Below are 13,072 nucleotides of genomic sequence, written 5' to 3' on the forward strand. Positions count from 1 at the left end.
AAACCATTGGCTCAGAGGCTGAGTAAATGGTTATTATTCAGCAGACAAAAGGCTTTATTGCCAAAAGAGCCAAAGCTTACTCATGGTTTTGGAATTGGTTTTTGAACTTTACCCAAGTTTTGTGACACTTTGCAAGCCGTTAAAATAGCATTCCAATTAAATGAAGCGGTGGGACTGGGGCATGCAAAATGTGTTATCAACCCGGAGCTAACTTAGATGCACTATCAGTAAAATGACCTTAAAATTGGCAGGTGACACTTGGCTGTAACGGTGGTGGTATGAGAAGCTGCCGATTGCGGGCGAATGATTTATCAAGCTAAACGAGTGTTGATGCGGGTGATGAACCTGAAAATTGCGCAACTCTCGGCAGTTTTTTATACCACGTGTTGGGCGCTGCCTTTTATTTATTTACTCGTTTTCTATAAAAATAATTAATTCCCAAAAATGAAAATCCTAAAACGAAACATATTATCATAATAGTCAAAGATTCTTTCTTTTTCATTTCAAATGCAATCAAAATTTTGCCATTCGCCTCAATTTGGTATATTATTAAGTGTTTGGGGAAGAATATTCTTTTTTTATAATAAATCTTTATGAATTCTCCAGGTTTTAAAAAATTTTCAAGTTCTGTGTGGTCAGTAAAAAATTCACTCTTATTGTCATTAAGTTTAATTGCAAAATTATTTCTTTCAATTCTTGTATCATATATCCTATTTTCAATCATTGATAAGTCTTTCAAATCTGCAATTAAAATTTCTATTTTATAAAAAGAGAATCCAATTAGCATTAATCCAAGCATAGGAAATAAAACAAGAGGTCCAAACTTGTATCTATCGATGTAAATTAAATCCGAAATTTTTTTAGAAAAATTCATTGTAGGTCAAGTTTTCGTTTTTTCAAGGTTGCGCCCAACGCCCCCATGGTATGGTGTCGTGCGGGATTACGAAGCGATTTCTTATCAGATTACACCGACCTTTTTTACTAACTACAAACGCTCGAATACCTCTGAAACCCGCATGCAATATACCATGTGTTAGGTTGCGTAATTTATTTTTCCATTCTATTCAACCACCAATGATAATAATTTATATATCTCTCATTATCAACAGCAAAAAAGTCTATGTATACAATCTCTGCTAAAAGATACTTTTCTCCGCTAAAATAACTCTCAGTTACAATTTTTCCGTCCGATATTCCAGTTATTCTAAAGCCTATTTTCATAAAAATATCCCTATCAACATTCCCGTTTTCATCCTTTTTGAATTTTACAAAGGCATTTGCCTTATCCATAGGTAGTGGTATACTTTTAAATTCAGATGTATTTATAAAACTAATACGCAAGTCAGTTAATTTAACACGATCTCTATTTATATCATCAGGTGTTAATCCTTCCCATAAGTCGCTATAAACTTGTGTTCCATTATGAATCCATTTTATAGGAAAAGACTCTGAATCAAAATCGTAGTTTTCCACTTCATCTTCGAAAAGTATAGTGAATATTTCATTTTTGTTTTGTTTCGCTATCAAACTATTTAGCTCTGCTTGAGTATTTTTAATTCCTTTATGAAATTCAAATTCATCTTCTCGTATTGAATTGAATTTTTCCCTCTCAAATAGGTATAAATACTCCTTTGCTAAATCTTTAGTAATCTCAGACTCTCTTGATATATATTGCAAAAATGCTATACTATCAGAAATATAAAACTTATTTCCCCAAATTGATTCGTAAAATTTTTTATTGAGATTTGCAATTTCATCTGCCTCGATAGCATTATCAATATCGACGAAATAATTAATTCTACTTTAACAGATTAAACAAAACCCTTGTAAACATTGATATTTCAAGGAAATTCAGTATCTTCAATGCACAGAAAAACAGGCTTATCGTTCCGAAAAATGTTTAATACAACGTAAAAATAATAATCGATATGGAAAAACACTGACCTCTGTAATAGAGCGAGTTAGTGTTCACCTTAATGATTATCAGCATGTATTTTGTAATTCAACAAAGAAGTTCTTTGACAAAGCACAGCAATATTCATTAGGAATAATACAAAGTCAGATGCGCAATATTGAAAGAATAAGCGAAGATTTGGGAGCTAACTACCATCAAATGCAGCACTTTATAACTGAGTCTAACTGGGATCATCGAGTTTTGATAAATCAAGTAGCCCAGGAAGTAAGCCAGGTTTTACCCAAAAGAAAACTTACAGGATTGATTATTGATGAAAGTGGTTGGGTAAAAAAAGGCGACCATAGCGTAGGCGTTGGACATCAATATTGTGGGAATGTAGGGAAACTATCAAATAGTCAGGTTGCGGTATTTGCTTGTTTAAGTAATGGGGATTTTGCATCAATGGTTGATGCCCGACTATACCTTCCCAAGGCTTGGTGTGACGACAAGACAAGATGCGAAAAAGCAGGCGTTCCTGTAAAGCACCGAACATTTAAAACTAAGCTCGAACTGGCATTAGAAATTATTCGCCAGCAAGTAACCAATGGCATCATCTTCGATTTTATTGGAGGCGATGGTTATTATGGTAACGATGTGGATTTTGCCAGCAGCATAGATTTGCTTGGTTATCTGTACATGCTGGATATCCATAAAGACCAAAAAATATATTTGGAACGTCCTGACTTGGCTATTCCCGAGCGAAAAAGCAATAAGGGTCGTGAACCCAAGAAATTAAAAGCAACTACAGACGAATTAAGTGTATCAAAATATTTACAGACTTTAAATGACGAAAATTGGCAGCGTATTAGTGTTCGTAATACAGCCAAAGGAGTTCTTGTAGCTGACTATCATTTTATAAAGCTTTGGATAATCAATAACAGTAAAATGCAAGTAGAGCAAAGGTTACTGGTTATCCGTAAAACGAAAACCAAAGAAGGCAAGGACGAAATAAAATATTCTTTTACCAATGCTAATCTTGAACAATACACTAAGAAAGCTATAGCCTATATGCAAGCACAACGGTACTTTGTAGAACATTGCATAAAAGAATCAAAACAGATACTCGGGCTAGACCAGTTTCAGACACGAAAATGGCTTGCATGGCAACACCAGGTTGCATTAAACTTTTTGGTCTCGTCATTTATTTTAAAAGAAAAATTGCATTGCTTTGATGATTTACCTTTACTATCGGCTCGTGATATTAAAGAATTTATCACTTTTAAACTTTATAAACAGATGACCGAAGAACAAATGATTGATAGAATTTATGACCGGCATTTAAAACGACAGCGTGATATAAATTACTCATATTCAAAATTGTAAATCTGTTAAAGTAGAATTAAATAGTGTATTGATTTCTAATGCAGCTATATGTTTACCATCAGGCTGTATTAGAAAGTATCTAATAGGATAACTTTTAAATCGTCTATCGTAGATTGTTTTTTCACCTGTCGAACTTGTGTAAATATATAATACATCTGCTTTTGATGTTAAACCCTTGTTGGTGTATAATGATAAAAATTCATTATTAAAGTTTTTTGGCTCAGTGATATAAATATTATCACCAACTTTATAAACATGTCCGTTTTTAGCAGTATAAGGGTCATAAGATTTTAGGTATTTTTGACTAAACCCAGCTATTGAAAATGAAATCAATAATAATGTCATTAGTTTTCTCATAGTTTATTATTTAATTGATAATTATTGTAGTATCTGAGGTTTTTATGCAACCTAACGCCCAGCAGTATGCGCAGTGCGGGAATTTTGGAAAGCCCTACTGTCAGCACTACTGAATGTTGATTGCTTGTACATAGCCCAAATATAGCAAAACAACCCGTATTGCGTATACTGCTTGTTGCGTGCAGTGGGTTTTTGTTTTAAAATTTTGTCCTTTTGTCCAAATAGATAATGAAGGTCAAATATCCACGGTTAGTTAATGTCTTTTACAATTTTAAATCCCGATGGCAGCTTAATTTTTAGAAATCTCACGTTTTCGATAGCCTTTAAAAATCAGCGCATAAAAATCTACTTGCAGCCAGAAGTCAATTTGTGTCTGACTTATCTACTTGCACTGGAAGTCACAATACGAGTAGGAGCGAGGCTCGTCAGAATTGGCTCTCCCAATAACTCTTAAATCATTAAATCATAGAGTTTTCATACGTTAAAAACATATCCAGTAGCAAATCATAACAAACTTCTCAAATCCTATCGAGCGTTGAGTCCAAATGGTATCAGCATCATTGATTTCTTGCAGGTCAAATCAAAATAAAAGTGCAGCGATAGGAATCCTGATGCAGAACGCTAACTACGGAGTAGAAACTTATGCCGGGCTACCAAGTCAGATTTGAATCGGTTCACACAATCCCGAAGGATACCTATCGGTGTACTTTACTTTCATCCGATTTCCAGGTGTCACGGTTTTGATGCCATTGCACGCAACGGTTTCATAATAGCGAGTCGTGCGTGGTTGGCGCAGTGATCACCTATCAGTTTACAATGCTTTTGTTTACGAGAGGTGAGGCCTGCAAACCACTGAAGCCCGCATGCTCGCTATTATGTGTTGTGTGCCGTTATTCATATTTTTCCATTAACATTGTATCAATATTTCCAACAGGTAAAAAATCCTTTGGTCTTTCAGAAGTGTCAAAGTTTAATCTTATTTTCATTTTCTTTTCATTTATAAATTCAATAATGCCAAGTAATCGACCAAGTTCTTCTTTAGTATCAGATAGAGATGCAATAAAATCTATAGTTATTGGAGTTACATTAGTATCTATTTGATAAGTTAGAACTTGTTTGTTTTCGCTTCCAGTTTGTTTTTTCCCGCCTAATGTATCATTCTGAATAATAATCATAGCATAACCAACAGAATCAAAACTTAAATATCCTACCTCCCCTTGTTCGTCTGTACCTTTCCACAAACCAATAAGAGATTTTTGACAATAAATATTTAATTCTACTTTAACAGATTAAACAAAACCCTTGTAAACATTGATATTTCAAGGAAATTCAGTATCTTCAATGCACAGAAAAACAGGCTTATCGTTCCGAAAAATGTTTAATACAACGTAAAAATAATAATCGATATGGAAAAACACTGACCTCTGTAATAGAGCGAGTTAGTGTTCACCTTAATGATTATCAGCATGTATTTTGTAATTCAACAAAGAAGTTCTTTGACAAAGCACAGCAATATTCATTAGGAATAATACAAAGTCAGATGCGCAATATTGAAAGAATAAGCGAAGATTTGGGAGCTAACTACCATCAAATGCAGCACTTTATAACTGAGTCTAACTGGGATCATCGAGTTTTGATAAATCAAGTAGCCCAGGAAGTAAGCCAGGTTTTACCCAAAAGAAAACTTACAGGATTGATTATTGATGAAAGTGGTTGGGTAAAAAAAGGCGACCATAGCGTAGGCGTTGGACATCAATATTGTGGGAATGTAGGGAAACTATCAAATAGTCAGGTTGCGGTATTTGCTTGTTTAAGTAATGGGGATTTTGCATCAATGGTTGATGCCCGACTATACCTTCCCAAGGCTTGGTGTGACGACAAGACAAGATGCGAAAAAGCAGGCGTTCCTGTAAAGCACCGAACATTTAAAACTAAGCTCGAACTGGCATTAGAAATTATTCGCCAGCAAGTAACCAATGGCATCATCTTCGATTTTATTGGAGGCGATGGTTATTATGGTAACGATGTGGATTTTGCCAGCAGCATAGATTTGCTTGGTTATCTGTACATGCTGGATATCCATAAAGACCAAAAAATATATTTGGAACGTCCTGACTTGGCTATTCCCGAGCGAAAAAGCAATAAGGGTCGTGAACCCAAGAAATTAAAAGCAACTACAGACGAATTAAGTGTATCAAAATATTTACAGACTTTAAATGACGAAAATTGGCAGCGTATTAGTGTTCGTAATACAGCCAAAGGAGTTCTTGTAGCTGACTATCATTTTATAAAGCTTTGGATAATCAATAACAGTAAAATGCAAGTAGAGCAAAGGTTACTGGTTATCCGTAAAACGAAAACCAAAGAAGGCAAGGACGAAATAAAATATTCTTTTACCAATGCTAATCTTGAACAATACACTAAGAAAGCTATAGCCTATATGCAAGCACAACGGTACTTTGTAGAACATTGCATAAAAGAATCAAAACAGATACTCGGGCTAGACCAGTTTCAGACACGAAAATGGCTTGCATGGCAACACCAGGTTGCATTAAACTTTTTGGTCTCGTCATTTATTTTAAAAGAAAAATTGCATTGCTTTGATGATTTACCTTTACTATCGGCTCGTGATATTAAAGAATTTATCACTTTTAAACTTTATAAACAGATGACCGAAGAACAAATGATTGATAGAATTTATGACCGGCATTTAAAACGACAGCGTGATATAAATTACTCATATTCAAAATTGTAAATCTGTTAAAGTAGAATTAATGTAAAAAACATCAAAATTATTAAGAAACAGTTCCTTCTAATCAGGTTAGTTTTATTCCTTTCCATAAGTAAAATCTATTAAAGTATAATTATTTGTCTTTTATTTAATTCAAATTATTGAATTTTGTATGAATAAAATATCTCTGGACGCAATGGCACACAACGATGATAATATGCGTAGGCCGGGAATTAAAAGCATAAACCGGTCAAGCCGTTACAAACTTTAGTAAATGTACAAAAGTTTGAATTACCCGCAACCCCCGGCTTACGTATATTATGTGTTAGTGGCTGGGACTTATTATTGTTCATTTCATTTCATAATTTGTACTTCGACCTCCTTGTTCACTTTTTATCAAAATTCCTTTTTCAATTAAATCTTGAATATCACGCAAAGCTGTATCTTGTGAACATTTTCCAATCTTTGCCCATTTTGTTGTATTTAATACTCCTTCAAATTCGTCCATTAGCATATTCAGAATTTTTCTTTGTCTGTCATTTATGTTTACTCTAGTTTGCGTTAACCAAAAAGAGTGTTTATAAATTATTTTCTCAAGAAGCGATTCAGAATTCTCAATGGAATGTAATAAACAATTCAAAAACCATTCGAGCCAACTGGTAATGTCTAAACCACTTTTCTGAGTTTTTTCCAATATGTCATAATAGGAATTTCTTTCTTTTCTGATTTGTGTCGACATACTATAAAATCTATACGATTGTTCATCAGAACGTGCTAGCAACATATCACTTAGTGCTCTTGAAATTCTACCGTTCCCGTCTTCAAAAGGATGAAGTGTTACAAACCATAAATGTGCAATTGCAGATTTAAGTACCAAATCAGTATTTTGTTCCAAATTAAACCAATCAAAGAAAATCCGCATTTCATTTTCAAGTTGAGCCGCTGGCGGCGCTTGATAGTGAACTTTTTCCTTTCCTAATGCTCCAGACACAACCTGCATTGGTCCGGTTGAATCGTCACGCCAGTTTCCAGCTATTATTTTGTACATTCCACTTTGTCCAGTTGGAAAAAGCGAAGAATGCCAAGAGAATAGCCGTTCTCTATTTAGTTCTTTGTCATAGTTCTTGGTTGCATCTATCATCAGATCAACAATTCCGTCAACATTACGTTCAGAATATACTAATCCTGATATTTCTAATCCTAGTCGTCTCGCGATTGACGATCTTACTTGTTCTCTGTTGAGAAATTCACCCTCAATTTCTGTAGATTTTAAAATCTCCTGAGTTAAAATTTCAAGATTTGCTTCGTTGCGTAGTTCGAATCCCAATGCTCCCATTTTCCCAATAAGCTTTCCTTGCCTGTTTCTCACATATGACAGCAATGGTAAAAGTTTTTCACTATTCCATTGAAAAATTGGCCAATTTTGATTGTTGTATAGATACATAATTCATTTTCCCCGCTAATTATGCGTCCAAAATAGCATTTATTCTCCGCATATCCAAATTAAATCCGCACATTTTGCGTATATAATTCATTCTATACTCCGCATTTTATTTCTTTGCCCTTGCCACTAACGGTTGACGACACCGATACGTGCGTGGATTTCGGGGCGATAACCTATCAGTTTACAATGTGTTTGTTTACGAGCCACAACCACCCAAAACCCGCTCTGTTACCCGCATGATCGGTGTTGTTTGTTAGCGTTTCGGCAATTATATTCAATTTATACTTTTTATCTTTTCAATGAATTGTTTTTTATACTTGTTAAATCCATTTACAACTATGTAAGTATTTGTGCTTCCAACCAAGGTAAGTATAGAAAAGAAATTTCTTAAGTCTTCTTGTCCATCAATAAAGAATAGTTGGACAATCATTCCACTAAAAGAAAATAAAGAAAATGTCAAAACATATAGTAAAAGCAATTTATACCCTTTTATCGAACCATTTATATGAATTTTATCTCCTTGCTCAATTATCTGTCCTACAATCTTATAATTGTTTTGAAGGAAAAAACTTTTATTTTTAACAATTGTAAATCTATTATATTCAATCTGCCCCAGAAAGTCTTTTTTCTTGTTGGGGAATATATCATTACTTAAATCTTCTCGTAACTCAGTCATCTTTAGAAGTCCATCAATAAAAACTCGATGAGAGATATTTAATTCAAGATTATATTTGTCATTAAACAGTATCATAAATTCTCAATATTGCAGTTTTTTGCTGAACGCTAACGGTTGACGGTATGAAATCGTTGGGGATTGCGGGCTACTTTCCTATCCAGTTACAACGAATTTAATGCACGGCAGAAAGCTTACGTAACCACTTAAACCCCAATGTTTTATACCGCATGTTAGCGGTTCGGCTATATTGTCGTCAATAATTCCATTGTCTTTTTTTCTTTTTCCGAAATTGTTTTCAAGATGTCTGATGCTTGCAAAATATACTGAAATTCTTTCGTTTGGCTTACTTTTTCAAATAATAGAGAAACGGAACTCCAAAGTTCAGCAATTTCTACAAATGCTTCGTGTCCTGCTTTTATTTTGTCAAGTTCTAGCAAGTCGTAACATTCTTTTAAGAAGTCCCGGTATAAATTTCTAAACAATGCGCCACCTGTTCCTGCCTTTTCCATAAGCATTGCAGTTGTTTTGAAGTCATTTTCAATGTCTTTACTTGCCTTAAACCACTTAATTATTTCAGAACTTGTTTTTAGAATTCCCTTATATCCAATATTTGTAATGGGTGGATTAATATGTTCTGTCGCATTATTTCTAATTGCTGTAATTACTGCACTTTTTATATCAAACATTTTGTCTGTCTTACGTAATGAGTAAAACAGATTTTTCGATGACATTGGTCCTTTTTCTGCCCGTGCCAATGCTAAACTTTTCAAACTTGTTTTCACTTGTCCGCCTTGTTGATTAGTGTCCACCAAAAAGGCGTTTTCACTATCATAACCATAAAGTGCAGCATAATGTCCAGCAAAATGAAATGGTCTTGAAAAATACTCTAAATGATAGCAGTCCAATTTCAGCCCAACAACTTGTCCATTATCAATAAGTTCTTTTACATTTTCCCAAGCCTTTTGAGTTGACGAAGTTTCTTTCACAGTCAATTCAAGGTTTAGGTTTCTTGCAATGTTTTCTGTTAAAACGTCTGGTTTTACTCGTCCTCCAATAAATGGAAAACTCATTGATTTCATATTCCAAAAGATAAACCCAAGTCCTTCACCTAAACCGAAAAGCATTGGTTCAGAAAGTTCAATTCCTAGTTGTAGCAACAAAGTTCCTGTCGCCGTCGTTTCACAATGTTGTCCGTTAAACGGTTTTAAATTCTCAATTTTCATTTTGCTTTTACTTCAAAATTATATTGTCCAATTGATAACCCTATGTCAGTAGTGTGTGTCTTTTTTAGCTGACCGCTAACGTTTTGCGGTATGAAACGTGCCGGATTGCGGGGCTGCGTCCGTATCCCCCGTTACGAACCTACGAGGCGGGACGAAACGCTCGAATACCCACTAAAACCGGCATGTTTTATGACCGCGTGTTAGGTGTAGGCATTATTTCTATACTTTCTTTACTTATCTCCTTAATAAAATCATCACCCTCATAATAATATTTTGTTGGATAGGGGTGAGTCTCAATCACAGGATATTTTATATTAATCTTTGAGTACAATTTTAAATTCTCAAAAACATTATCACTGAATTGGTCGGAAATTAATAACAAATCAATGTCAGACCACTCATGAGTCATTTCTTTTGCAGCAGAACCAAATAAAAATACCTTATGAAAAGTCAGTCCATTTGATTGGCAATCATTAATAAATAATCTTGCTGTATTTATTGCACTTTCTCTTGTAACCATAATCTCAATTTATTTGTTTTATCAATCATATCGGTCGTAAATGGCTCATTACAAATATTATGCATTTTTGTCAAATAATCTGGGTATCGACCCTCTAACTGAAATCGGTTCAAACTCAACATGAATTCACTTCTATCATCATCCAATTTTATTGGTGTAGTTGAAAGCAAATGAATTAAATTGTGAGTTCTCGGAGGTACATTTCCATCATTATGCTTAATCCATAATGCTTTACATATTTTTTCAATCACCAAGTGGGCAAAAAACAATGATTGCAAATAATTTCGACCTTTGAATAAGGTATCAACAGCAGTCCAATCGTCATCAGCCTGAGTTAGCCAAAAATCAATATGTTCTTCTTTTGTTTTCATTTTTCAAAGATAACTCTCTTTTTTTATGAAATGAAATCGTGGCACTGTGGTTTCCGTTGCTTACACCTAACGTTTTATGGTATGGTGTCGTGCGGGATTGCGAGACGATTTCCTATCAGTTTACACCGACTTTTTTTACGAGCTACAAACCATCGAAAACCTCTGAAACCCGCATGCACTATACCATGTGTTGGCTGCCGTTTTTATTTATTCTCTTGCTTGTTTTTTTGATTTTCCTTGAGATTTTCAATGTTTATTTCATTTTTTTGAATCTTCAAATCCTGTGCACTATTTGCCTTTTCCAAATCATCAATGTCTCCATTTATTTTCTCAATGTCTTTATTTGTTTGGTCTTGTTTAATTCCCAGACCACTTATTGAAACTTGAGATGTAACAATAAAAAATGAAATCACTATAGCGACACCAGCTATAACCCATTTTACCCAATTATCCTCAAAGTGAAGTTGAAATTGCTCCCATGTTGATAATCTTTTAACCTTATTTGCTTTTTGTATACTATAATCAGGCTCTTTATCTGTAGATTCACTAAAATCTAAAGCTTCATCTTTTGTAGGTTCATAATCGAGCTTTCGGATATAGTCTACATATGCAGCTCTTTCTTGTCCAGATTTTGGAACGTGTCCTTTTGCTCTACTCATTTAGATAATTTTTATTTAGCCATGATAAATAATTGTTCTTATTAAAACTATTCATAGTTTTTATAAAATCGTCATATTTCAGCTCATTGACTGATGACAAAAATGGGTCGAAATACTTTTGATAATCCATTGACACAAACAGTTCATTTTTATCCGCTTGCTTTATAATATTAAAGATAACATTGCTATAGTCAAGCACTTCACGATGAACCATTGCTTCAGATGTTGGGATTTTCTTAGAAAACCTTAGATTAATATCATTTATCCCATCTAATGTGTTTCCTATGGTTTTATTTATAAAACTTTCAGCTAAATCCTCTAGTTGAAATAGATATCTCTTTACTTCTACTTTAACAGATTTACAATTTTGAATATGAGTAATTTATATCACGCTGTCGTTTTAAATGCCGGTCATAAATTCTATCAATCATTTGTTCTTCGGTCATCTGTTTATAAAGTTTAAAAGTGATAAATTCTTTAATATCACGAGCCGATAGTAAAGGTAAATCATCAAAGCAATGCAATTTTTCTTTTAAAATAAATGACGAGACCAAAAAGTTTAATGCAACCTGGTGTTGCCATGCAAGCCATTTTCGTGTCTGAAACTGGTCTAGCCCGAGTATCTGTTTTGATTCTTTTATGCAATGTTCTACAAAGTACCGTTGTGCTTGCATATAGGCTATAGCTTTCTTAGTGTATTGTTCAAGATTAGCATTGGTAAAAGAATATTTTATTTCGTCCTTGCCTTCTTTGGTTTTCGTTTTACGGATAACCAGTAACCTTTGCTCTACTTGCATTTTACTGTTATTGATTATCCAAAGCTTTATAAAATGATAGTCAGCTACAAGAACTCCTTTGGCTGTATTACGAACACTAATACGCTGCCAATTTTCGTCATTTAAAGTCTGTAAATATTTTGATACACTTAATTCGTCTGTAGTTGCTTTTAATTTCTTGGGTTCACGACCCTTATTGCTTTTTCGCTCGGGAATAGCCAAGTCAGGACGTTCCAAATATATTTTTTGGTCTTTATGGATATCCAGCATGTACAGATAACCAAGCAAATCTATGCTGCTGGCAAAATCCACATCGTTACCATAATAACCATCGCCTCCAATAAAATCGAAGATGATGCCATTGGTTACTTGCTGGCGAATAATTTCTAATGCCAGTTCGAGCTTAGTTTTAAATGTTCGGTGCTTTACAGGAACGCCTGCTTTTTCGCATCTTGTCTTGTCGTCACACCAAGCCTTGGGAAGGTATAGTCGGGCATCAACCATTGATGCAAAATCCCCATTACTTAAACAAGCAAATACCGCAACCTGACTATTTGATAGTTTCCCTACATTCCCACAATATTGATGTCCAACGCCTACGCTATGGTCGCCTTTTTTTACCCAACCACTTTCATCAATAATCAATCCTGTAAGTTTTCTTTTGGGTAAAACCTGGCTTACTTCCTGGGCTACTTGATTTATCAAAACTCGATGATCCCAGTTAGACTCAGTTATAAAGTGCTGCATTTGATGGTAGTTAGCTCCCAAATCTTCGCTTATTCTTTCAATATTGCGCATCTGACTTTGTATTATTCCTAATGAATATTGCTGTGCTTTGTCAAAGAACTTCTTTGTTGAATTACAAAATACATGCTGATAATCATTAAGGTGAACACTAACTCGCTCTATTACAGAGGTCAGTGTTTTTCCATATCGATTATTATTTTTACGTTGTATTAAACATTTTTCGGAACGATAAGCCTGTTTTTCTGTGCATTGAAGATACTGAATTTCCTTGAAATATCAATGTTTACAAGG

At 34.3% G+C, this 13,072-nt stretch carries 13 protein-coding genes; 2 read left to right on the forward strand and 11 right to left on the reverse strand.

The window, feature by feature from the left end; genetic code table 11:
- Positions 1-400: 400 nt before the first annotated feature.
- Together IPM71_15475 and IPM71_15480 are read right to left on the reverse strand one after the other, a co-directional pair.
- Complete coding sequence (locus tag IPM71_15475) at positions 401-874, reverse strand: hypothetical protein (GenBank protein ID QQS50959.1); 474 nt, start codon at positions 872-874, stop codon at positions 401-403.
- A 173-nt stretch (positions 875-1,047) separates the two neighbouring features.
- Positions 1,048-1,677, reverse strand: a complete 630-nt coding sequence (locus IPM71_15480) for a DUF4852 domain-containing protein (protein QQS50960.1) — start codon at positions 1,675-1,677, stop codon at positions 1,048-1,050.
- A gap of 385 nt (positions 1,678-2,062) precedes the next feature.
- Between IPM71_15480 and IPM71_15485 the strand changes: the two genes are divergently transcribed.
- Positions 2,063-3,277, forward strand: coding sequence for an IS701 family transposase (locus IPM71_15485; protein QQS52857.1), 1,215 nt, complete (start codon positions 2,063-2,065; stop codon positions 3,275-3,277).
- Here the strand turns inward: IPM71_15485 and IPM71_15490 are convergent.
- Positions 3,266-3,634 carry a hypothetical protein gene (locus IPM71_15490; GenBank protein ID QQS50961.1) on the reverse strand — a complete coding sequence of 123 codons (369 nt, stop codon included), beginning with the start codon at positions 3,632-3,634 and terminating at the stop codon, positions 3,266-3,268. The genes IPM71_15485 and IPM71_15490 overlap by 12 nt on opposite strands.
- An 890-nt stretch (positions 3,635-4,524) precedes the next feature.
- On the reverse strand, positions 4,525-4,875 hold the full coding sequence (locus IPM71_15495; protein QQS50962.1) for a hypothetical protein: 351 nt from the start codon (positions 4,873-4,875) through the stop codon (positions 4,525-4,527).
- A 299-nt stretch (positions 4,876-5,174) separates the two neighbouring features.
- Here IPM71_15495 and IPM71_15500 point away from each other — a divergent pair, with 299 nt between their 5' ends.
- Positions 5,175-6,389: an IS701 family transposase gene (locus IPM71_15500; GenBank protein ID QQS52858.1), complete on the forward strand. Its 1,215-nt coding sequence runs from the start codon at positions 5,175-5,177 to the stop codon at positions 6,387-6,389.
- Positions 6,390-6,714: 325 nt separating this feature from the next.
- Here IPM71_15500 and IPM71_15505 read toward each other — a convergent pair whose 3' ends face one another.
- From IPM71_15505 to IPM71_15535, 7 genes are all read right to left on the reverse strand, one after another.
- Positions 6,715-7,809 carry a Fic family protein gene (locus tag IPM71_15505; protein QQS50963.1) on the reverse strand — a complete coding sequence of 365 codons (1,095 nt, stop codon included), beginning with the start codon at positions 7,807-7,809 and terminating at the stop codon, positions 6,715-6,717.
- 274 nt (positions 7,810-8,083) lie between these two features.
- Complete coding sequence (locus tag IPM71_15510; GenBank protein QQS50964.1) at positions 8,084-8,560, reverse strand: hypothetical protein; 477 nt, start codon at positions 8,558-8,560, stop codon at positions 8,084-8,086.
- 167 nt (positions 8,561-8,727) lie between these two features.
- Positions 8,728-9,708 carry a BtrH N-terminal domain-containing protein gene (locus IPM71_15515; GenBank protein QQS50965.1) on the reverse strand — a complete coding sequence of 327 codons (981 nt, stop codon included), beginning with the start codon at positions 9,706-9,708 and terminating at the stop codon, positions 8,728-8,730.
- A gap of 187 nt (positions 9,709-9,895) precedes the next feature.
- Entirely contained in the window at positions 9,896-10,228 is a 333-nt protein-coding gene (locus IPM71_15520) for a nucleotidyltransferase domain-containing protein (GenBank protein ID QQS50966.1), read from the reverse strand.
- Complete coding sequence (locus tag IPM71_15525; GenBank protein QQS50967.1) at positions 10,204-10,599, reverse strand: HEPN domain-containing protein; 396 nt, start codon at positions 10,597-10,599, stop codon at positions 10,204-10,206. Before IPM71_15525 ends, IPM71_15520 begins: the two co-directional genes overlap by 25 nt.
- A gap of 203 nt (positions 10,600-10,802) precedes the next feature.
- Positions 10,803-11,258 (reverse strand): hypothetical protein, encoded by a 456-nt coding sequence (locus tag IPM71_15530; protein QQS50968.1) that lies wholly within the window; start codon positions 11,256-11,258, stop codon positions 10,803-10,805.
- 359 nt (positions 11,259-11,617) lie between these two features.
- Positions 11,618-12,832, reverse strand: a complete 1,215-nt coding sequence (locus IPM71_15535) for an IS701 family transposase (protein ID QQS52859.1) — start codon at positions 12,830-12,832, stop codon at positions 11,618-11,620.
- Between the last annotated feature and the right edge of the window lie 240 nt (positions 12,833-13,072).

The sequence above is a fragment of the Bacteroidota bacterium genome (assembly GCA_016699695.1).
GTDB lineage: Bacteria > Bacteroidota > Bacteroidia > Bacteroidales > UBA10428 > UBA10428.